Source organism: Paraglaciecola mesophila, assembly GCF_009906955.1.
Lineage (GTDB): Bacteria > Pseudomonadota > Gammaproteobacteria > Enterobacterales > Alteromonadaceae > Paraglaciecola > Paraglaciecola mesophila_A.
Genome location: NZ_CP047656.1, coordinates 4394086 through 4414090, shown reverse-complemented (window position 1 = coordinate 4414090; position 20005 = coordinate 4394086). Strand labels below are relative to the sequence as shown.

Here is a 20005-nt window from a genome sequence, read left to right as displayed (position 1 = left end):
CCCACTTTCGTGATGGCAAACCGATTTTCGGGAAAATTTTAAGCGCAGGATTATATACTGATTTTCGTGCAATTGATAAGCGATAAACCACCTGAAGAAAGACTTTTATTAAATGATAAATATCTGGATGAATTCATTACTTTTGGTCACAATATCCATTGTGAGATTTTTTAAGGGGTGTCGTATTTTTTTTCGTTGTTCTTTTCGTTATGGTTTTGTACTTGCTGTTTGTCTAATACTCAGCGCATGTGATGAACCTAAAAAGCAAGATAGCCTTCAGCAGGTGCTTGATACTGGCATATTACGTGTAGGCACTATTTACGGATTAACCACCTATTATAATGGTCCAAACGGCCCAGAAGGCTTCGAATACGAACTAGCCGCAGGTTTTGCAGATTACTTGGGTGTTAAGCTTGAAATCTTCCCCTACTACACAGTTAACGAGCTCTTTCCCCAGCTAAACAATGCCCATTTTGATGTGATTGCTGCGGGTATCAATGTCAGTCCAGAACGTTATTCCCAGTTCCGCTTTGGGCCTGCTTATCAAAACGTCAGTCAAAAGTTGGTTTTTAAACAAGGGGACGTCAGACCAAGAGAGCTAGAGGATCTGACTGGCAACTTTATGGTAGTTGCCGGTAGCGGACACAGTGAAACCTTACGTAATTATAAAGCCCAGCATCCGGACCTAAGTTGGCAAGAAACCAATGACAAAGACTCAGAAGAGTTGCTTGAGGCGGTATTGGCAGACGAGCTTGACTACACAGTGGTAGATTCAAATATTTTAGCGTTAATGCGTCGCCGCTATCCAGAACTGAGCATCGGCTTTTCGTTGAGTCAATCACAAGGTATTGCTTGGGCCACCAGCAAAAAAGGCGATGATGCATTACGGGCAGCCTTGATCGAGTATTTCGGCAAAATCCATCAAAATGGCACACTTGCGGCATTAGAAGACAAACATTTTGGCCATGTACGCCAATTTAACTACGTGGATACACGGGATTTTATTCGCTCAGCCACCGAAAAACTACCTCAATATCAACCCTTATTTGAACAATATGCGAATGAACTCGACTGGCGTTTACTGGCAGCTCTGAGTTATCAAGAAAGCCATTGGAACCCCAGAGCAAAGTCCGTGACCGGGGTTCGTGGTTTGATGATGTTAACCTTAAATACCGCAAAGGACCTAGGTGTTACCTCACGCCTTGACCCAGAACAAAGCATTCGAGGAGGCTCTAGATATCTAGCGACATTATTAACGCGTATTCCCGATCGCATACCTCACCCTGATAGATTATGGTTTTCACTAGCAGCGTATAACGTAGGTTTAGGCCATTTAGAGGATGCACGCGTATTAACAGAACGCCAAGGTGGAAATCCAGACATGTGGGTTGACGTGAAAAAGCGGCTGCCGCAATTAAGACAAAAACGTTACTACAAAACCACACGTTACGGATACGCTAGGGGTAACGAAGCGGTTATCTATGTAGATAATATTCGGCGATACTACGACACCTTAGTGTGGCTTAAAGAGCAACAGCCTGAGTTGATGCCAATAGAACTGCAAGAGGAACAGAATGATGTTCAGGTAGGCGATGTAAGCAACAATGACGAAACTGACAACAACAGTAATCAACGCACCTCTACACCAGATGCTGCAAAAATTGATGGCACAAAGAGCGAACCTATTGAGGGCAAAGTTGCCGAGACCGCCCCTGACGAAGGCAAGGCGGACAAAAACGGCGCTATCAAGGGCAAAGCCGCCGATACGCCCGAGGCAGAGAAACAAATGAATAGCAACGCCCCGCCTAATGAAAGTGCAGATTTACAGCAAGGTGAATCCAATCAAGGTCTTTAGCTTTTATTTGCCCCAATACTAATGAAAAGCACTAATGAAAACCCACAGTAAAGTTTGATTTACAATTACGTATTTTAGTTAAATTGCTTGTCATTTTTCATTCATAACGAACTGTTAGATTATGTTTTAGTGAACATAACGACTCTTTAACGTGTCAACTATAAGTCAAAATCGATCCTATCGAGCAATTTGACAGTACAAAGTTGATAGTAAAAGATTGGTCGTCAACCTGCTTATTCATAAGACAAAGAACGAAAGGGAAAATGTATGAAAAAAAGAGCCACCATTAACAATCGTAATAAAGTGTCGAATACGAGTCGGCGCCGTCAACTTTTAAAACGGGTGCACAGCAAAGTCATCAGTCGACGTCAGCAATATCAAATGACGGAATTAACCCAAGAGTGGGCAACCGCAATAACTAACTAAGCGTTTTTTAGTTTATTGGCTTTAATCTGCGCTCGTCGCTTACGAAAAAAAGCGGATATTGTTTCACCGCACTGCTCGCCCAACACGCCCCCTAACACCTCGACTTGATGATTAAGGCGCGTATCTCTGAGCACGTCCATGATGCTCCCTGCAGCCCCGGTTTTCGCATCGTATGCACCAAATACCAAGCGTTGAATTCGGCTATGAACCAATAATCCAGCACACATAGTGCACGGCTCTAAGGTCACGTACAAAGTCGTGTTAATAAGGCGATAGTTCTGAACAAATTCCCCGCCTTGGCGAATTGCTTGCATTTCAGCATGCGCTGATGGGTCGTTAAGCATGATAGATTGATTCCACCCCTCACCAATCACCCGTTGATCCTTTACCAACACGGCCCCTACTGGGATTTCGCCAGCATCACCTGCTTTAGCGGCCAAAGTTAATGCATGGCGCATCCAAAGTTGATCTTGTTCTAAAGTCATCTTACTCTTTACTTAACGGTTTGCTGGGCACGAAATTGGTGAAATCGATTAATTATTTCGTCAATTTAACCAACCTCATGACGAAAGGCATTACCTATCAACAACTAACTCATTGATTAAATTGACTTTTTAATTATGGTCAATGAATTGCTTAATACTATTCAAATATGGATACCATTTTAACACATAGAATTGAGGAATAGACATGAACATGACTGCCATCGCTATTGTAGCTATCGTTTGTTGGGCCATTGTAGAAATAACAAACCAAACAAAAAGCAAGAAAAAGAATAAAGCGACTCTGCAGAAAGAGTCTGAACTTGAACGTCAAGTCACTGAATTAAAAGAGCGTATCGAAATTTTAGAAAAGATTGTTACCGACGAAAAATACGACTTACACCGCCAGTTTGATGATCTAAAGAAAGATAAAGTGGCGTAAAGCTAAGAACAGCGAAATCTTAAGAAAAGGGCTATTTCACCTCGAATTTAGCCCTTTTTTGCTTTTTCCTTACCTCAAACTACTTGTGAGTAATAGGCACTGCATACATAGATAACACTTTATGTTTAATCTCTTCTGATTCATCACTCAAACGAGACGACAAGTGCAATTTTGCTTCATCAATTTTGGTTTGGCTATACACATCGGTATTTGCGCAATTATCTCGTCCCATTAATTGAACCGCGGCATCTGCACTAGGAAACTGTTTATAGTTTTGTTTTATCTGTACATCAATTTGCTCGGCGACCGCTTTAGCGCTGTCAAACTCGTCATCTAATATTTTGCCAAATGCAACGTGAACATTGCCCTTATAGCCTACAATTCCATCTACTATACTACGAATATCTTCGCTATCAGCTTTATCATAGCTACCTTCAACTTCTGTTGTGTGCAACTCCTTTGCTTTACTTAAATCGCAAGGATCGAACTCATAAGAAATTGACACTGGCACAATACGTAAGCTACGAATGTAATCTGTTAGCGACTGCTCTTTAGGCTTGTTCAAGCTGAGCATCGAAATAATCGCTGGGTTGGTAGCATCTACGCCGTCTTTTGCTCGCCCTTCTCTTTGTGCAATCCAAATATGTTGGGCATCATTCTTTAAAGTATGAAAGATATACTCACTGAGCAGCTTAGCATCAGCTAGCTTCTGTCGTCTGTCTTTGGCGCTGCGGTTTACGATAAAACACTTATTTAAGCGAATTAAATCAGCTACCCAATCTTGTTTCAGTAGGTTATCCCCAACCGCTATTCGAACCGTGTCTTGACCATTTTGATGCAAAGACCAATTTACGAAGGCAGGATCCAATGCAATGTCTCTGTGGTTACTTACAAAAATACAGGGTTGGCTTACATCTAATTCGTCGAGTCCAGACACGCTAAAGCTGTCTGTCGTTTGCTCAATCATGCGCTCCATGTAAGGCTCAACTAAAACCTGAAAATCCCGTAAGCTTTTGATACTGGAGCGCCGTTTAGATAAATATAAACGCGTAATCCCTCTCAACAAGGGATAACTAAAACGTGGCCAAGTTGAAAAGCTAAAAGCGACTAAACTATCCATCAGCTGCCGATTGCGGATCAGGCGCGACAATACCTGAGGTAAATCACAATCGTTAAATGGACGAATTGAGTCAAATTTTGCATTCATGAAGAAAAGCTACTCAAAGAAAATAAAAAGGGGCCGCATTTTGCCTGCGAAAGAATCAATCAGCAATCCTAATTTAGCGTAAATAGGCTACCAATGGCTCTGTTCATACCACTGGCAAACTCTTCTGCTTTAGATTGCGCTTTTAACGTAACACTATCACAGACCGCGACTTATCCCTGAAGTTCGCGGCAAATAATTTCCACTTCACCATTAGCGGCAGTGATGTAGGTTGAATCCCCGGTGATAGTAAATGACATATCACACGTGCGCGAAACCAACTTGGCCAATCTCTGTATATCTTCCCAAGGGAACTGAAATACCTGTACAGGCAAAGTCGAAAATGCACCTTGGTTTTGTTGCCACCACGTGTCTGATTTACTATTGAAACTATAAATTTTTGTGGTTTGCGCCAAGCGAGTGGCTTTCTTTATCCGCTCCTGCGCTGGCTCGCCTACATCCACCCAAAGATGTAACTGGTCATCCAAACCCCGTAACCAAATATCAGGCTCTTCCACTGAGCTTAAGCCTTTGGTAAAAGTGAGCTGTTCATCCACATTTAAGCTGTAGGCCAAAACCCGGGTCATCATGCGTTCTATCGTTTCAGATGGATGCTGAGCAACGGTTAAATTCAGCGCCGTGTAATAATCGCGATTTAGGTCTGACAATGATATTTTAAATTTATAAATAGTGGGCTTAATCGCCATTAGAGTCACTCAAAATGAATAGGTAGAAAAATAAAAAAGGCCAGTAAAACTGGCCTAAATCTAGGAATTATTTTAGCTTATTCCCACTCTATCGTCGCGGGTGGTTTACCGGAAATGTCATACACCACACGAGAAATACCATCGATTTCGTTGATGATACGATTCGAAACTTTACCTAAAAACTCGTAAGGTAAATGAGCCCAATGGGCGGTCATAAAATCAATCGTTTCTACTGCTCGCAATGAAACGACCCAATCGTATTTGCGTGCATCGCCCATAACCCCCACTGATTTCACCGGCAAGAATACGGTAAATGCTTGGCTTACCTTGTTGTACAAGTCATGCTTATGTAGTTCGTCAATAAAAATGGCGTCCGCTCGGCGCAATAGATCGCAATATTCCTTCTTAATTTCACCCAATACGCGCACGCCTAAACCGGGCCCAGGGAAAGGGTGACGATATAGCATGTCATAAGGTAAACCGAGTTCGAGACCAATCTTACGCACTTCATCTTTAAATAACTCACGCAGAGGCTCAACTAAGCCCATTTCCATATCAGCAGGTAGACCGCCAACATTATGATGAGATTTGATCACATGAGCTTTACCGGTCGCAGAACCTGCAGATTCAATCACATCTGGATAAATAGTCCCCTGCGCTAACCACTTAGCATTTTTGAGTTTCTTTGACTCTTCATCAAACACTTCGACAAACACACGACCGATAATTTTGCGTTTCGCTTCAGGTTCGTCAGTACCGGCTAATGCTGACAAGAAGCGTTCTTCTGCGTCAATTTTAATAATATTTAAGCCAAAATGATCGCCAAACATGTCCATAACTTGTTGGCCTTCATTTAAACGAAGTAAACCGTTATCCACAAATACGCAAGTTAAGTTCTTGCCTATCGCTCGGTGCAACAACATCGCCACCACTGATGAATCAACCCCTCCAGATAAGCCTAAGATCACTTCATCATCACCGATTTGCTTTTTCATGCGCTCAACGGCATCTTCGATGATTGCGTCCGGTGTCCAAAGTTTTTCACACTGACAAATATCTAAAACGAAGTGCGATAACATACGCTGCCCTTGGCGCGTGTGGGTCACTTCTGGGTGAAATTGCACACCGTAAAATTGCTTTTCAGGGTGAACAATGGCCGCAAACGGACAGCTATCTGTTTTCGCGGCTGTGATAAACCCTTCAGGCACCGCAGCGACTTTGTCACCATGACTCATCCACACGTCAAGTAACGCGTTACCATTTGGACTCACATGATCCTCGATATTATCCAATAGCGCCATTTGCTCAACCACTTCAACTTGCGCATAACCAAACTCACGCATATCGGACCCTAACACTGCACCACCCAGTTGCTCGGCCATGGTTTGCATGCCATAACAAATACCGAATACGGGTACTCCAGCTTCAAATACATATTGCGGTGCTCGCGGTGAATCAATCGCATGAACAGATTCCGGCCCACCTGATAGGATAATACCGTTAGGATTAAATTCACGAATTTGCTCTTCGGTTACGTCCCATGCCCATAATTCACAGTACACACCAATTTCACGTACTCTACGTGCAATAAGTTGGGTGTACTGTGAGCCGAAGTCGAGAATAAGTATGCGTTGATCGTGAATGTTTGTTGTCATCTTGGTACTCGTGTTATTAGCGCGATGGCGATAAAAAAAGGCTGGTTAAAAACCAGCCCAATAGTCGGGATTAATCATTAACCTAAGCGGTAGTTAGGTGCTTCTTTAGTGATACTTACATCATGAACGTGAGACTCGCCCATACCTGCGGCGGTTACTTTAACGAACATAGCTTTAGTACGCATATCGTCGATAGTCGCAGAGCCCGTTAACCCCATCGCGGAGCGTAAGCCACCCATTTGCTGATGGATAATAGTAGAAATTGGGCCTTTGTATGCAACGCGACCTTCAATACCTTCAGGCACAAGTTTTTCGGCGCTATTACTGTCTTGGAAGTAACGATCTGAGGAACCATTGTTTTGATCCATTGCACCAAGCGAGCCCATACCGCGGTATGACTTATAATAGCGACCTTGATACAACTCGACTTCTCCAGGAGCCTCTTCAGTACCTGCTAGCATACTGCCCACCATCACTGAACTTGCACCAGCGGCAATCGCTTTGGCAATATCACCAGAAAAACGAATACCACCGTCAGCAATAACTGGCACATCAGTGTCTTTAAGCGCTTCTACCGCATCTGAAACGGCGGTAATTTGCGGAACACCGCAGCCAGTTACAATACGTGTAGTACAGATTGAACCTGGGCCAATACCCACTTTCACAGCATCAACACCCGCATCGGCTAGTGCTTTCGCTCCTGCGCCAGTGGCTACGTTACCAGCAATTAGTTGAACATCAGGGAAATCTGCACGCACCTTCTTTACTCTGTCGATAACACCCTGAGAATGACCGTGTGAAGTATCAATCAACAATACATCAACGCCGGCTTCAACTAACAATTTAATGCGCTCATCAGTGCCGGCACCTACGCTTACGGCTGCACCAACGCGTAAACGACCTAATTCGTCTTTACAGGCATTCGGCTTGCTTTCGGCTTTTTGGAAATCTTTAACGGTAATCAAACCGGTCAATCGAAATGCATCATCAACCACTAGGATTTTTTCGATTCTGTGCTCGTGCATCAATTCAAGTACTAGGTCTGAGTCAGCCCCTTCTTTTACCGTGACCAAATCGTCTTTGCCAGTCATCACAGATGAAATAGGTTGATCTAAACGACTTTCAAAACGTAAATCGCGACCTGTTACAATTCCCACCAACGCATTGTCTTTATCTACTACAGGGAACCCTGAAAAACCGTGGTGTTTGCTCAACGTGTTTATTTCACCGATAGTCGCATTTGGCGATACGGTAACAGGATCTGATACCACACCACTTTCGTATTTTTTCACCATACGAACGTGATCGGCCTGAGCCTCTGCCGGCATATTTTTATGAATAAAACCAATTCCGCCTTCTTGCGCTAAGGCAATGGCTAGACGTGCTTCGGATACAGTATCCATAGCGGCTGAAATTAGAGGAATATTTAAGGTCACACCACGTGTCAATTTGGTTTTCAAATCTGCGGTATGGGGGAGAACGGTTGAGTGCCCGGGCACTAACAACACATCATCAAACGTAAGAGCTTCTTTAGCGATCCGTAACATGCAACAACACCTGTTAAATGGGTTTTTATTGCGGCGCAATTGTAGCGGCTTTACCTTATCAGGTAAACTGCATTCCTATTATTTATTTAAGATTTTGTGCCTTATGTTTAGTGCGTCACCCGCAAACCGAAATATCTTCACCGTAAGTAAGCTAAATCACCTCGCTCGCTCGGTTTTAGAATCTGAAATTGGCCAAGTTTGGCTGAGCGCTGAAATATCAAATTTCGTTGCTGCTAGCTCAGGACATTGGTATTTCACCCTCAAAGATAATCGAGCTCAAATCAAAAGCGCGATGTTCAAAGGTGCTAATCGAAAAGTCATGCTTCGTCCCAAAGAAGGGGATAAAGTGTTGGTGCGGGCCAACTTAAGTATTTACGAACCTAGAGGTGACTATCAACTAATAGTTGAACATCTTGAGCCCGAGGGCGAAGGCCAACTCAAACGCCAGTTCGAAGCGCTAAAACAAGCTCTTTCTGCACAAGGCTTATTTGCCAATGAAAACAAGCAACCATTACCTAACAGCATTAGCCGAATTGGTTTAGTAACATCTGCGACGGGCGCTGCACTACACGATATTTTAACGGTATTAAAACGTCGTAACCCATCTGTCGAAGTCATTATTTACCCTACTCAGGTGCAAGGTGTTAGCGCCAGTCGGCAGATTTGCCGCGCGATAGAAATTGCTAATCAGCGAAATGAAGTAGACATACTTATCGTCGGGCGTGGCGGCGGCTCATTAGAAGACCTATGGTGCTTTAACGAAGAAAATGTAGCTTGGGCTATTCATTACAGTGCGCTGCCCATTGTGAGCGCTGTGGGCCACGAAGTGGATATTACCATTGCTGACTTTGTAGCTGATTTACGCGCCCCTACCCCATCGGCAGCAGCAGAATTAGTCACTCAGTCACAAATTGAAATGCTAAGCGCATTGACGGCTAAACGAGACAGGTTATACAAAAATACCCGTACATTGCTCAAGGAACTGCAATATCAGCAGCAGTCGCTAACACAAGAACTCAACACTTATCACCCTAAAAATCAACTTCGCCAACATATGCAGCGGGTGGATAACCAGCTCACTGCTATTTCCCATAATATGGCCACTCGATTGATGCGTGCCAAGCAGTCCAGTATTAACCTCAGTAGTAAGCTGTCGCAGTTTTCTCCCAAAGCCTTATTAAAAGAACAGCAACAAACTCATAGTCTGTTATTACAGCGTCTCACCCAAGCTTGGCAGCGCGGTTTAGAGCAGCGTCAATTAACCCTCGCCAACGCAAGCCACTTACTAGATACCGTCAGCCCTTTATCAACGTTAGCACGAGGGTACAGTATTACCTTTAAAGACGATAAGGTGGTGAAAAGCCAAAACGCGCTTTCTAAAGGTGATGTGATCACCAACCGTTTTGCCGATGGGGAAGTAAAAAGTACGGTTAAGTAACACAAATTTAGCCAAAGCTGTTACCAACAAAAAAGCCTCCTTAATTGTCATTAAGGAGGCTTTTTGCCAGGTGTATGTGAGCTGTTGACACTCGATAAAGCTATATCAAAATCACTTATTATTTTTATGCATACGCATCAGCATTTTACGCTTTCGGCGTTGTGAGTCTGTCATGGTATTAGTATTGCTCTCATAAGGGTTAGCCCCTTCACGAAACTCTACCTTAATTGGCGTTCCCATTACTTTTAATGATTTACGAAAGTAATTCATCATGTAACGCTTGTAGGAATCAGGCAAGTCTTTCACCTGATTACCATGAATAACAATAATCGGTGGGTTGTATCCACCAGCATGAGCATACTTCATCTTAACTCTGCGACCGCGGACCACTGGGGGCTGATGATCGGCTTGAGCCATATCCATGATACGAGTCAACATTGAGGTATTGATGCGCTTGGTAGCACTGTTATAGGCCTCTTGAACAGACTCAAACAAATGCCCAACATTAGTACCATGAAGCGCTGAAATAAAATGCAGACGGGCAAAATCAATAAACCCTAAACGCCTATCCAATTCACGCTTTATTTCTTCTTTAACATCTTTATCAAGCCCGTCCCATTTGTTAACGGCTAACACTAATGAACGTCCTGAATTGAGCACAAAGCCCAGTAAACTTAAATCTTGATCAGTTATCCCCTCTCGCGCATCTATAACCAACAACACCACGTTAGCTTCTTCGATAGCTTGCAAAGTTTTTACGATTGAAAATTTCTCTACCGCTTCAGAAATACTTCTACGACGACGTACACCAGCCGTGTCAATTAGCACGTACTCACGACCATCCCGCTCCATTGGAATAAAAATACTGTCGCGGGTTGTACCAGGCTGGTCATACACCACCACGCGTTCTTCACCTAAAATGCGATTAGTCAGTGTGGACTTACCTACGTTAGGTTTGCCAACAATCGCCAATTTTATTGGAGATGCAAGCAGCTTTTCCAATTGATTTTCTGCATCTTGCTCTTGGCTTATCTCTTCTTCTTCAGGCACTTGCATGTCTGGGAACTGTTCAGCAAGCGGCATCAAAGTATGTGTCAATAATTGGCTTACTCCACGGCCATGAGCGGCGGCAATTTGATTGACATCGCCTAGGCCGAGCGCAAAAAAATCTGCACTTTCACTGTCACCATCAATACCATCAACCTTGTTCGCCACCACGTAAACAGACTTGTTCTGTTTACGTAAATGCTCTGCAATGCCTTGATCAGCACCGGTCAATCCGACCCGAGCATCGACTAAAAATAACACAACATCGGCTTCATCAATCGCCATCAAAGACTGACTTGCCATCGCCATATCTATGCCTTGCTCATCACCGCTAATACCGCCGGTATCAACCACAATAAACTGCAAGCCTTCATAGTTAGCCTGACCGTACTTACGGTCTCGGGTTAATCCAGGAAAATCCGCGACTAACGCGTCTCGCGTGCGCGTCAGACGATTGAACAACGTGGATTTCCCCACATTAGGGCGGCCAACTAAGGCGACAACGGGTAACATATTTCACAATCCTTAAAACGCAAACGGCTCAGGAACATCCCAAGCCGATTAATACTAATAACGTGACCTTGGTCACTTAGGGTCAAATTAGGGAACCTGAATGGCCACTAACTTACCGTCACGAGTCTGAGTATACAGTATGTTGCCATCAACCACTGGGGCACTGTAAATACTTTCATCTTCGTCATCTCCGCCGACATCTACGCGAGCGACAATTTTTCCTTCCGCTTGGTCAAAAAAGTGAAGGAAGCCCCATTTATCACCAGCGACTAGATAATCACCAATAGGCTCTGCGGCTGTGAGTAAGCGCTTCTTCAGTGCGCTTTGGCTCCACTTCTCAATCCCGTTTCTGGCATCTAGGGCGTATACGTTACTGTCTGAGTCAACGACAAACAGGCTGTTGCCAGCTTGAGTCAAGCGACGGTAAGATTTGTATTCTCGCTTCCAAATTGTGCGACCGCTTCGAAGTTCAACAGACGCTAAACTCCCATCGAACGAAATAACGTAAATGACGCCACCTGCAATCAATGGTTTGCTATCTATGTCAACAATACGATCTAGCTCAGTCGCCCCAGTAGCAGAGCCTATAGGCTGCTCCCAGGCAGTTTGTCCTGTTCCTAATATATTGACTGCCAATTTGCCTGATGCAGTACCGACGATCGCACCACCGTTTGCAGCGACTGGTGCCGCAATACCGCGCAGCGACAAAGGAGGAACATCTGACTCATAAGACCAAATTTCTTCACCTGATTCAGCATCTAGCCCAAACATGGTGCCCGAGCCGGTGTTAATAACAACCACCCCTTCATCAATTGCAGGTGCGGCTAATACTTCACCTTTAACGGTTACCGACCACTTTTCTTCGCCAGTGTGTACATCAAGAGCCGTAACGTCACCGTTTTCTGTTCCAAAGAACAGGGTTTCATAAGCGACAGCTAGGCCACCTGCGATTTTGGCAGAGGCGCCGCTTGACCATAAATTGGTAATACTGGATGTAAACCCTTCATTGTTGTAAACCGCATAATCTTTATGCCATATCTCTTTGCCAGTATCTTTGTTAAATGCCGCGACTTTACCTTGACGATTCGCGGCAAAGACCATGTCATAGCCAACAGCCGGCTTTAATCTAGAAAAGTAGTGCGATATGCCATCGCCCAGCTCAGTATCCCATAAAGTGGTTGGGGTAAATTCGGCGTTAATAGGCTTAAGCGTGCGAATTTCAAGTTCTTCATCGTCGGCAAACCAGCCTGAAACTGTGCTACACGCTGATAAACCAAGGGTGCTAATGACTAATAAAGGCAGTAATGCTTTGTTCACGTATAATTCCCTACCCATTCGCCGCAAGTGCTAGGTTATCTAGTTTCATTTTGACAACAGTGTTCGCTGAGTTCGCTGCCACTGCGGCGCTGTAGGCACTGCGGGCTTTATCAAACATTTCTTGTTTAACGTAAATGTCGCCTTTGATTTCCTGTTGCTGAGCACTAAACGCAGCAGCCGTTATATTCTCGACACTGGCAAGCGCTTTCTCTGGTTTCTCTAAAGCGAGTTGCACGCGAGCCAAACGTAAATTTGCAAGCGCATTTACGGCTTCATTCTGACTATTGGCCGCGGCAAATTCTAACTGCTTTTCAGCCTCACCAAGATCTTTACGATCGATGGCTTGTTGAGCAAGCTGAAAGGCCATTAACAATGCATAACCTGTATCACTGTTTTCATTAATATACTGTTTCGCTTGACCAAAATTAGCATCTTCTGCCAATAAAGCAGCAGTTTGCGATTCAAAGGCAGCAGAAGCCTGTTCTTTTGCAGCGATTTGTTCATCGTTGTAATAACGCCAGCCCCAAAGACCACCTAAGCCAAGAACTGCACCAACGATAATTGCGGTACCGTTCTCTTTCCAAAATCGCTTGATCGCTTCAACTTGTTGTTCTTCTGTTTCGTAATGTTCCATCGCAACTTCCTCTCACTGCTGCACTACTTTGAATATAAGCAGCGACTAATTTTTTGTTAAATTTGTATTAAAGTGAAAATAACGTACTTAACGTCGACTCAAGTTCCGAGCGTGCAACTCGAATCTGAGGTTTATCTTCACGTAAAAATTTAATGCTAACCTGCGCTTCCTGCTGTTCACTTTCACCTAAGACTAAGGCTACTCGGGCAGCACTTTTATCTGCGCGCTTCATTTGCTTTTTAAAGTTTCCACCACCGAAATGGGTTTGTACTCTAAGGCCTGGCATGACATCACGCAAACTTTCAGCTATTTTTAAGGCGTATAGCTCAACTTCATCTCCCATAGCAGTAACGTACACATCCACTGGAGAGGGGACAAACTCTTCTGCTCCATTTGCTTGAAGCATTAACACCAAACGCTCTAATCCAATGGCAAAGCCGACACCTTGGGTCGATTTACCGCCTAATTGTTCAACGAGACCATCATAACGGCCGCCTGCACAAACAGTGCCTTGCGCCCCTAAACTATCAGTCACCCATTCGAAAACAGTGCGGTTATAATAGTCCAACCCGCGCACTAAACGTGGATTAACTCGGTATTGGATGCCTAAGGCGTCTAAACGTTCACACAATGCATGAAAATGTTCTTTAGATTCAGCATCTAAGTAATCAATTAAGCTTGGAGCATCCGTGATAGCCGCTTGCACTTGGGGGTTCTTACTATCTAAAACGCGTAAAGGATTGCTCTGTAAACGGCGTAAACTGTCTTCGTCTAAATGCTCTTTCCTTTCAAGTAAGTATGCAACTAGCGCTTGACGATAGGTTTCACGCGCTTGGTTAGAGCCTAAGGAGTTTAGTTCTAACGTTACTTGCTCAGAAATCCCGAACTTTTTCCATAAACGGGCGCTCAAGGCAATCACTTCTGCATCAATGTCAGGACCAGCTAAACCAAATACTTCCACCCCAAACTGATGAAACTGACGGTAGCGGCCCTTTTGCGGGCGTTCATGACGAAACATAGGGCCCATATACCACAAACGTTGTTGCTGGTTGTAAAGCAAGCCATGTTCATTACCAGCACGCACAACACTAGCCGTGCCTTCTGGGCGTAAAGTTAAACTGTCATCGTTTCGATCGGCAAAGGTATACATTTCTTTTTCGACAATATCGGTCACTTCGCCAATAGAGCGCTTAAAAAGGTCGGTGCTTTCAACGATTGGTGTACGGACTTCTTGGTAACCATAACTGGCAACGACTTCACGAATCGCTTTTTCAGCCCATTGCCATAAGCCCGACTGCTCAGGAAGGCAATCATTCATGCCTCGTATTGCCTGTATTTGTTTAGACACTAAGGAAATTCTCTTTGACTAGATAGTATTGAAAAGCCCCGTATTATAGGGGCGTTGTTGGTAAACGTAAACGAAGACTCCGCTTTATCACGCTTTTTTACCTAAGTTGGCTATTATCCAAGATGCTTTATGTCGATTTTCTTACTGCTATCAAGTAAGGCTGCTTTGGCACGTATACGTTTTTCGAGTTGGTCGACTAAGTCATCGTTAGACAAGCGCTCTTTTTGACGTTTACCATCTACGTAAAAGCCACTCATATTCCGTGCTCCCGTTAACCCTAAATCAGAGACTTCAGCTTCCCCTGGCCCATTGACGACGCAACCAATAATTGACACATCCATAGGGGTCAATAAATCTTCCAAGCGTGATTCAAGCGCGTTAACTGTGCTTATCACGTCAAACTCTTGGCGAGAACAACTTGGGCAGGCGATAAAGTTAATCCCACGAGAACGAATACGTAGCGATTTTAAAATATCAAAGCCCACTTTAATTTCTTCGACAGGATCTGCAGCTAAAGAAATGCGGATCGTATCACCGATCCCTTCAGCTAATAACATGCCAAGGCCAACCGCACTTTTTACTGCTCCAGCGCGAAAACCACCGGCTTCGGTGATCCCCAAATGCAATGGCTGATCAATCTTTTTAGCCAGTGCACGATAAGCGCCCACCGCTAAAAATACATCGGAAGCCTTAACACTGACTTTAAACTGGTCGAAATTTAATTTATCCAAGATGTCTACATGGCGCATAGCAGATTCCACCAGCGCTTCCGGTGTCGGCTCACCGTACTTCTCTTGTAAATCTTTTTCTAAGGAGCCACCGTTCACCCCAATTCGTATTGGAATCCCCTTGTCTCTGGCACAATCAACCACAGAGCGAACTCTCTCCATGCTGCCGATATTGCCTGGATTAATACGCAGGCAGTCTACACCGTATTCCGCTACTTTTAAGGCGATACGGTAATCAAAGTGGATATCAGCAATCAATGGAATATCCACCTGTTGCTTTATTTGTTTAAACGCTTCAGCTGCATCCATAGTAGGCACTGACACGCGCACAATTTCTCCGCCTACTGCAACAATACGCTTAATTTGCGCCACCGTTGCCTCAACATCAGTTGTTAAGGTATTGGTCATTGATTGCACGGCTATGGGGGCTCCGCCGCCAATAGGAACGCTGCCCACATTAATTCTGGTTGATTCTCTGCGTTTTATTGGTGACTCTGCAAACATGCTGTTTCCTAACTCAATTTGATAAGGTGTAACCTGTGCTGGAAATTGGCGCCAAGCACATACAATTTAACTGTTTATGACTTATGCCCTAGGTAGCGAGAATTTAGCGGTACTATTAGGGGCTAAGAATGACATATCGACGTTTTTATCGGCATATTTTATTTGCACAACGCTCGGTGCCCCTAAAATAATTTCAAACGGCGCAATGCCTGAAATGTTCATTACGCGCCCCGCAACCTTAACGCCAATGGCAATTGTTTCACCTGTCGCATCAATAACGCTTACCCAACAATCATCAGCAAAAGTAAAAACAACGTCCACTGGTTCGCCAAGTGTCGCTGACGCCCCTTCGGGTAGACTATCGTCCGCGTCCGATGTGTTTTCGGCAATAGTATTGTTTACCGCACTATTTAACCTGCCATTTAAGGTGCTATCAACATTACTGTCATCATCGTTGCTAGCTGACTCGCTAGCAGTTTGAGTATTGCCTTCAGCTTGTATTGACTCTAAGGAATTTGTTGATAAATCGCCCTCAGGTTGTTCAACTCCCGAGCTTGGTAGCTTCCCCGTAGCATCATCTTGGCCATCAGGGATGTCACCTGCAGCGGATTCATCAGGTCCTAGTTCGTCAGTGAGTGACACATCATCTTGCGCGATGCCTGTGGCGTCTGTTTGTATGGCTGGGGTATCTAAGATGTCAATCTTATCGTTATCACTTTGCTGAAACCACCAAACTACCACCAAGGCGACAACGACCGCTAAAATAAGATAGGTAACTAACATCAGCTTGTCGTCATTAGCTTGATGGGCGACGCGACGGGAAAAGCTTTGCAATTTAGCGGGTTCTTTTTTATGGGTATCTAGGTTGTCTAGGCCGTCGAGCACTTGCGCTTCAGATACATCGACCTGACGTGCATAAAGCTTAAGATATCCCTTAATAAAGGTCATCGAAATACCTTGGTCGTATACATCATCTTCTAATGCACTGACCAAGCTTGGTTTTAAGTGAATCCGACTGGCGATTTGTTCCACCGTCAATCCCTTTTCTAAACGCGCAGCTTTTAATACAGGACCAGGACCCTGTACTTTAGGCTCTTCCACATGTTGTACTTCTTCACTCATTTAAATAACGCTACTCTTATATTTACAATTAATTTTGATGGCTATTTAGGCTCGACGACAATTAACTTTTGCCCAATGTAGATAGAGGCAGGATCTGAAATATCATTCCATTCCATTAGTTTCTTCATCTTAACGTTATATTGCAGAGAAAGGCGATAAAGATTCTCTTTTGCTGTAACAACGTGATACTGATTAGACGGCAAGCCGACCTTCAGCGCATCGTTTTGAGGCTTAACTTCAGGTGTATTGACCGTCGGCTCAGGCGCACTAGTTACGTCGATACCGTTAATATAATCCCTTGCTGGCTGAAAGTCAGGATACAAGCTGAGTAACATATTGGCATAATCTGTCGCTCGTTTCGGGGCACCTGCCCCCTCTTCTATTTTGACTGCTAACCATAAGCTTTGTGCTGAAACAGAAGCGACTTTTTCATATCGTCGTAAGCTATCTCTGGCTGCGGCGAATCGGTTCGCCTGTAATTGAACCTGAGCTAATAAAAATAAACTTTTCGCTCGACCTGGTTGATGATTTAACGCGTCCTTAAGAAAGCCGATAGCATCGTCAAATGCATTTTGGCTTTGACTGCACAATGCTAGATTTTCATATGTCTCTGCAGATGAGTTATAAACATCGCTATTAAGGGCTTTAAAGAAATACTCCTTGGCTTGTTCATAATCACCTTGTGAGCACAAAAACGCGCCATAACTGTTAGCGATGTCGGCGTTTTTAGGCGCTAAACTGATGGCTTTTTGATAGGCCTTAGACGCTGATTCGGGCTCTTCAACGTTCTGATAATAATATGCCATGCCATAATGCACATCTGCTAAGTTAGGCGCGAACGCCAATGCTTTATCAAGATTGAACTTAGCTTGACTATAATTACCATTTTCCAAATAAGTAAGCCCTAATGATAAACGAGTTTTTGCTGCTTTTTGTTTATCAAAATCGTCTACTGCGGTGCCGCTATTTTGGCTAGCACAAGCGCTTAACCCAAATATTAAAACAACAATAAAACAGCGAAAAAGTTTCATAGCAATCACTCGGTTAATACTCAATGTTGCATTTTCACCGAAATTTCATCACCCTTCATCTGTTTTTTCAACATTCGTTTGGTTCTGTCCACCACATCTCCTACTAACTGGCCACAAGCAGCATCTATATCATCACCACGTGTTTTACGCACAACAACCATCAATCCATAACTTGATAGTACTTTAGCAAAGCGATCTATTCGCGAATTACTTGAACGGTTATAAGGTGAACCGGGATAAGGGTTAAACGGAATGAGGTTAATTTTGCTGGGTGTATCTGCCAAAACCTTGGCTAAGGCGTGTGCTTGATCAGTACTGTCGTTAATACCGTTTAGCATGACATACTCAACCGTCACTTTGCCTTGGTTAGCATTTGATTTAGCGAGATAACGGCGAACGCCTGCCAAAAACTCTTGAATTGGATACTTCTTGTTAATTGGCACAATTTCATCACGCAATTTGTCATCTGGGGCATGTAACGAAATAGCTAGTGCCACATCGATTTGATCACCTAGCATATCTAAAGCAGGTACCACACCAGACGTACTAAGTGTCACCCGGCGCTTTGACAACCCAAAGGCTAGATCGTCCAACATTAAATCCATAGCGGGAACCACATTCTTTAAATTGAGTAAAGGCTCTCCCATTCCCATCATGACCACATTAGTGATCGGTCGTTTAGCGCTGTCATTCGACAAGCCTATTGTCGTTGCCACTCGCCATACTTGGCCGATGATTTCTGCTACGCTCAAATTACGATTGAACCCTTGCTGAGCAGTTGAACAGAATGTGCATTCTAGCGCACAGCCCACTTGCGAGGACACGCACAAGGTCGCGCGATCAGCATCTGGGATCCAAACAGTTTCTACTTCTTGCCCACCTTCTAAGCGAAGTGCGAACTTGATCGTGCCATCGGTAGCGCCTTGCTGATAGGCAATTTCAGGGGCTTTGATTTCACATTGTGTTTTAAGTTTTTCGCGTAGCGCTTTATTCAAATTAGTCATTTGATCAAAATCAGACACGCCTGCCTGATATATCCATTTCATCACTTGGTCAGCACGAAATGGCTTTTCACCAATCGAACTAAAATACTCCCTTAAACCCGCTCGGTTGAAGTTAAGTAAATTGATTTTAGTCGGTTTTGCTGACATCACTTGTGACATGAAACGGGGTACCTCAAATAAAAGAAACTAGTGTACATTTTTTATGCGAAAACTACCATTTTGTTAGGCGTTGTAGCGCATTTAGATCGCAAAAGGGAGCCTAGGCTCCCTTACTTACCGGCGTTAATTAAATTAACGAGTGCGAGGGCAAATTTCTTCGTCAGAGAAGAAATAAGCAATTTCACGTGCTGCAGATTCAGGCGCATCTGAACCGTGACAAGCGTTCTCATCAATCGATGCTGCGTAATCAGCACGTAACGTGCCCGCTAATGCTTCAGCTGGATTAGTGGCGCCCATGATTTCACGGTTTTTAACGACTGCGTTTTCGCCTTCTAAAACCTGAACCATAACCGGACCAGATGTCATAAATTCTACCAAAGCACCAAAGAAAGGACGCTCGCTGTGCTCAGCATAGAATCCTTCCGCTTGCTCTTTGCTAAGGTGAACCATTTTAGAAGCAACAATGCGTAGGCCTGCGCTTTCAAAACGGTTGTAGATTGCGCCAATAACATTTTTAGCTACTGCGTCTGGCTTGATAATTGAAAAAGTACGTTCTAAGGCCATGATTGGTCTCCGATTACAAATTATAAAATTGCGATTAAAAATTCGCGCGGATTATATGCGTTTCCTCAGCAAAAGCCCAACAAATCACAAAATTAATCTGCGTCATAGAAAAAATTTTGCGATTTACAATCTCAAGCATATTTAGATTGCCGTATATTCAAGAGTGTAAACTGTTTATGATAGCGTCAAGAAAGCCAATAATAAGGAGAAATGGTGTTACGCCTACTTTTTTTACTCCCATTGATTTTATGCTTGCTGTGGTTTGCTTACCTTAGGCT

At 43.9% G+C, this 20005-nt stretch carries 18 protein-coding genes; 4 read left to right on the top strand and 14 right to left on the bottom strand.

Translation table 11 applies throughout. The annotated features are described in order from the left end of the window. The first annotated feature begins 127 nt into the window (after positions 1–127). Both mltF and FX988_RS21650 read left to right on the top strand, forming a co-directional pair. The gene (gene mltF, locus FX988_RS18815) at positions 128–1855 is read left to right on the top strand and encodes a membrane-bound lytic murein transglycosylase MltF (protein WP_254700664.1); all 1728 of its coding nucleotides are present in this window, start codon (positions 128–130) and stop codon (positions 1853–1855) included. Positions 1856–2122: 267 nt separating this feature from the next. Then, a complete protein-coding gene (locus FX988_RS21650; RefSeq protein WP_201751604.1) occupies positions 2123–2281 on the top strand; it encodes a hypothetical protein in 159 nt (52 codons plus the stop codon). Here FX988_RS21650 and tadA read toward each other — a convergent pair. Further along, on the bottom strand, positions 2278–2766 hold the full coding sequence (gene tadA / locus FX988_RS18810; RefSeq protein ID WP_160181620.1) for a tRNA adenosine(34) deaminase TadA: 489 nt from the start codon (positions 2764–2766) through the stop codon (positions 2278–2280). The two genes, FX988_RS21650 and tadA, sit on opposite strands and share 4 nt — an antisense overlap. 205 nt (positions 2767–2971) lie before the next feature. Between tadA and FX988_RS18805 the strand changes: the two genes are divergently transcribed. Further along, complete coding sequence (locus FX988_RS18805; protein ID WP_160181618.1) at positions 2972–3205, top strand: hypothetical protein; 234 nt, start codon at positions 2972–2974, stop codon at positions 3203–3205. Positions 3206–3284: 79 nt separating this feature from the next. Here FX988_RS18805 and FX988_RS18800 read toward each other — a convergent pair whose 3' ends face one another. The 4 genes from FX988_RS18800 to guaB all read right to left on the bottom strand — a co-directional run bounded on the left by FX988_RS18800 (position 3285) and on the right by guaB (position 8318). Next, positions 3285–4412, bottom strand: a complete 1128-nt coding sequence (locus FX988_RS18800) for a 1-acyl-sn-glycerol-3-phosphate acyltransferase (protein WP_160181617.1) — start codon at positions 4410–4412, stop codon at positions 3285–3287. Between the two features lie 170 nt (positions 4413–4582). Next, entirely contained in the window at positions 4583–5116 is a 534-nt protein-coding gene (locus FX988_RS18795) for a YaeQ family protein (protein ID WP_160181616.1), read from the bottom strand. 77 nt (positions 5117–5193) lie between these two features. Next, positions 5194–6771, bottom strand: a complete 1578-nt coding sequence (gene guaA / locus FX988_RS18790; RefSeq protein ID WP_160181615.1) for a glutamine-hydrolyzing GMP synthase — start codon at positions 6769–6771, stop codon at positions 5194–5196. A 77-nt stretch (positions 6772–6848) separates the two neighbouring features. After that, positions 6849–8318 (bottom strand): IMP dehydrogenase, encoded by a 1470-nt coding sequence (guaB, locus tag FX988_RS18785; RefSeq protein ID WP_007990108.1) that lies wholly within the window; start codon positions 8316–8318, stop codon positions 6849–6851. Positions 8319–8421: 103 nt separating this feature from the next. Between guaB and xseA the strand changes: the two genes are divergently transcribed. Continuing rightward, positions 8422–9756 carry an exodeoxyribonuclease VII large subunit gene (xseA, locus tag FX988_RS18780; RefSeq protein ID WP_160181614.1) on the top strand — a complete coding sequence of 445 codons (1335 nt, stop codon included), beginning with the start codon at positions 8422–8424 and terminating at the stop codon, positions 9754–9756. 111 nt (positions 9757–9867) lie between these two features. On the opposite strand, the gene der is transcribed toward xseA, so the two are convergent. The 9 genes from der to ndk form a co-directional block, all read right to left on the bottom strand. Continuing rightward, complete coding sequence (gene der, locus FX988_RS18775) at positions 9868–11316, bottom strand: ribosome biogenesis GTPase Der (protein ID WP_160181613.1); 1449 nt, start codon at positions 11314–11316, stop codon at positions 9868–9870. A gap of 87 nt (positions 11317–11403) precedes the next feature. Next, positions 11404–12633, bottom strand: a complete 1230-nt coding sequence (bamB, locus tag FX988_RS18770) for an outer membrane protein assembly factor BamB (protein ID WP_160181612.1) — start codon at positions 12631–12633, stop codon at positions 11404–11406. Positions 12634–12643: 10 nt separating this feature from the next. After that, on the bottom strand, positions 12644–13267 hold the full coding sequence (locus tag FX988_RS18765) for a YfgM family protein (protein ID WP_160181611.1): 624 nt from the start codon (positions 13265–13267) through the stop codon (positions 12644–12646). A 67-nt stretch (positions 13268–13334) separates the two neighbouring features. Further along, positions 13335–14615: a histidine--tRNA ligase gene (gene hisS, locus FX988_RS18760; protein WP_160181610.1), complete on the bottom strand. Its 1281-nt coding sequence runs from the start codon at positions 14613–14615 to the stop codon at positions 13335–13337. Between the two features lie 113 nt (positions 14616–14728). After that, positions 14729–15847 carry a flavodoxin-dependent (E)-4-hydroxy-3-methylbut-2-enyl-diphosphate synthase gene (gene ispG, locus FX988_RS18755; protein WP_160181609.1) on the bottom strand — a complete coding sequence of 373 codons (1119 nt, stop codon included), beginning with the start codon at positions 15845–15847 and terminating at the stop codon, positions 14729–14731. A gap of 81 nt (positions 15848–15928) precedes the next feature. Further along, positions 15929–16969, bottom strand: coding sequence for a RodZ domain-containing protein (locus FX988_RS18750; protein ID WP_160181608.1), 1041 nt, complete (start codon positions 16967–16969; stop codon positions 15929–15931). A gap of 41 nt (positions 16970–17010) precedes the next feature. Continuing rightward, the gene (gene pilW, locus FX988_RS18745; protein WP_160181606.1) at positions 17011–18000 is read right to left on the bottom strand and encodes a type IV pilus biogenesis/stability protein PilW; all 990 of its coding nucleotides are present in this window, start codon (positions 17998–18000) and stop codon (positions 17011–17013) included. A 20-nt stretch (positions 18001–18020) separates the two neighbouring features. Then, positions 18021–19163: a bifunctional tRNA (adenosine(37)-C2)-methyltransferase TrmG/ribosomal RNA large subunit methyltransferase RlmN gene (locus FX988_RS18740; protein WP_160181604.1), complete on the bottom strand. Its 1143-nt coding sequence runs from the start codon at positions 19161–19163 to the stop codon at positions 18021–18023. Positions 19164–19295: 132 nt separating this feature from the next. Beyond that, a complete protein-coding gene (gene ndk, locus FX988_RS18735) occupies positions 19296–19727 on the bottom strand; it encodes a nucleoside-diphosphate kinase (RefSeq protein WP_160181603.1) in 432 nt (143 codons plus the stop codon). Positions 19728–20005: the final 278 nt, after the last annotated feature.

Excerpts from the sequence above, each read along its gene's own strand:
- mltF (WP_254700664.1), top strand. The coding sequence starts at position 128 with ATGAATTCATTACTTTTGGTCACAATATCCATTGTGAGATTTTTTAAG.
- FX988_RS21650 (WP_201751604.1), top strand. The coding sequence starts at position 2,123 with ATGAAAAAAAGAGCCACCATTAACAATCGTAATAAAGTGTCGAATACG.
- tadA (WP_160181620.1), bottom strand. The coding sequence starts at position 2,766 with ATGACTTTAGAACAAGATCAACTTTGGATGCGCCATGCATTAACTTTG.
- FX988_RS18805 (WP_160181618.1), top strand. The coding sequence starts at position 2,972 with ATGAACATGACTGCCATCGCTATTGTAGCTATCGTTTGTTGGGCCATT.
- FX988_RS18800 (WP_160181617.1), bottom strand. The coding sequence starts at position 4,412 with ATGAATGCAAAATTTGACTCAATTCGTCCATTTAACGATTGTGATTTA.
- FX988_RS18795 (WP_160181616.1), bottom strand. The coding sequence starts at position 5,116 with ATGGCGATTAAGCCCACTATTTATAAATTTAAAATATCATTGTCAGAC.
- guaA (WP_160181615.1), bottom strand. The coding sequence starts at position 6,771 with ATGACAACAAACATTCACGATCAACGCATACTTATTCTCGACTTCGGC.
- guaB (WP_007990108.1), bottom strand. The coding sequence starts at position 8,318 with ATGTTACGGATCGCTAAAGAAGCTCTTACGTTTGATGATGTGTTGTTA.
- xseA (WP_160181614.1), top strand. The coding sequence starts at position 8,422 with ATGTTTAGTGCGTCACCCGCAAACCGAAATATCTTCACCGTAAGTAAG.
- der (WP_160181613.1), bottom strand. The coding sequence starts at position 11,316 with ATGTTACCCGTTGTCGCCTTAGTTGGCCGCCCTAATGTGGGGAAATCC.
- FX988_RS18765 (WP_160181611.1), bottom strand. The coding sequence starts at position 13,267 with ATGGAACATTACGAAACAGAAGAACAACAAGTTGAAGCGATCAAGCGA.
- ispG (WP_160181609.1), bottom strand. The coding sequence starts at position 15,847 with ATGTTTGCAGAGTCACCAATAAAACGCAGAGAATCAACCAGAATTAAT.
- FX988_RS18750 (WP_160181608.1), bottom strand. The coding sequence starts at position 16,969 with ATGAGTGAAGAAGTACAACATGTGGAAGAGCCTAAAGTACAGGGTCCT.
- pilW (WP_160181606.1), bottom strand. The coding sequence starts at position 18,000 with ATGAAACTTTTTCGCTGTTTTATTGTTGTTTTAATATTTGGGTTAAGC.
- FX988_RS18740 (WP_160181604.1), bottom strand. The coding sequence starts at position 19,163 with ATGTCACAAGTGATGTCAGCAAAACCGACTAAAATCAATTTACTTAAC.
- ndk (WP_160181603.1), bottom strand. The coding sequence starts at position 19,727 with ATGGCCTTAGAACGTACTTTTTCAATTATCAAGCCAGACGCAGTAGCT.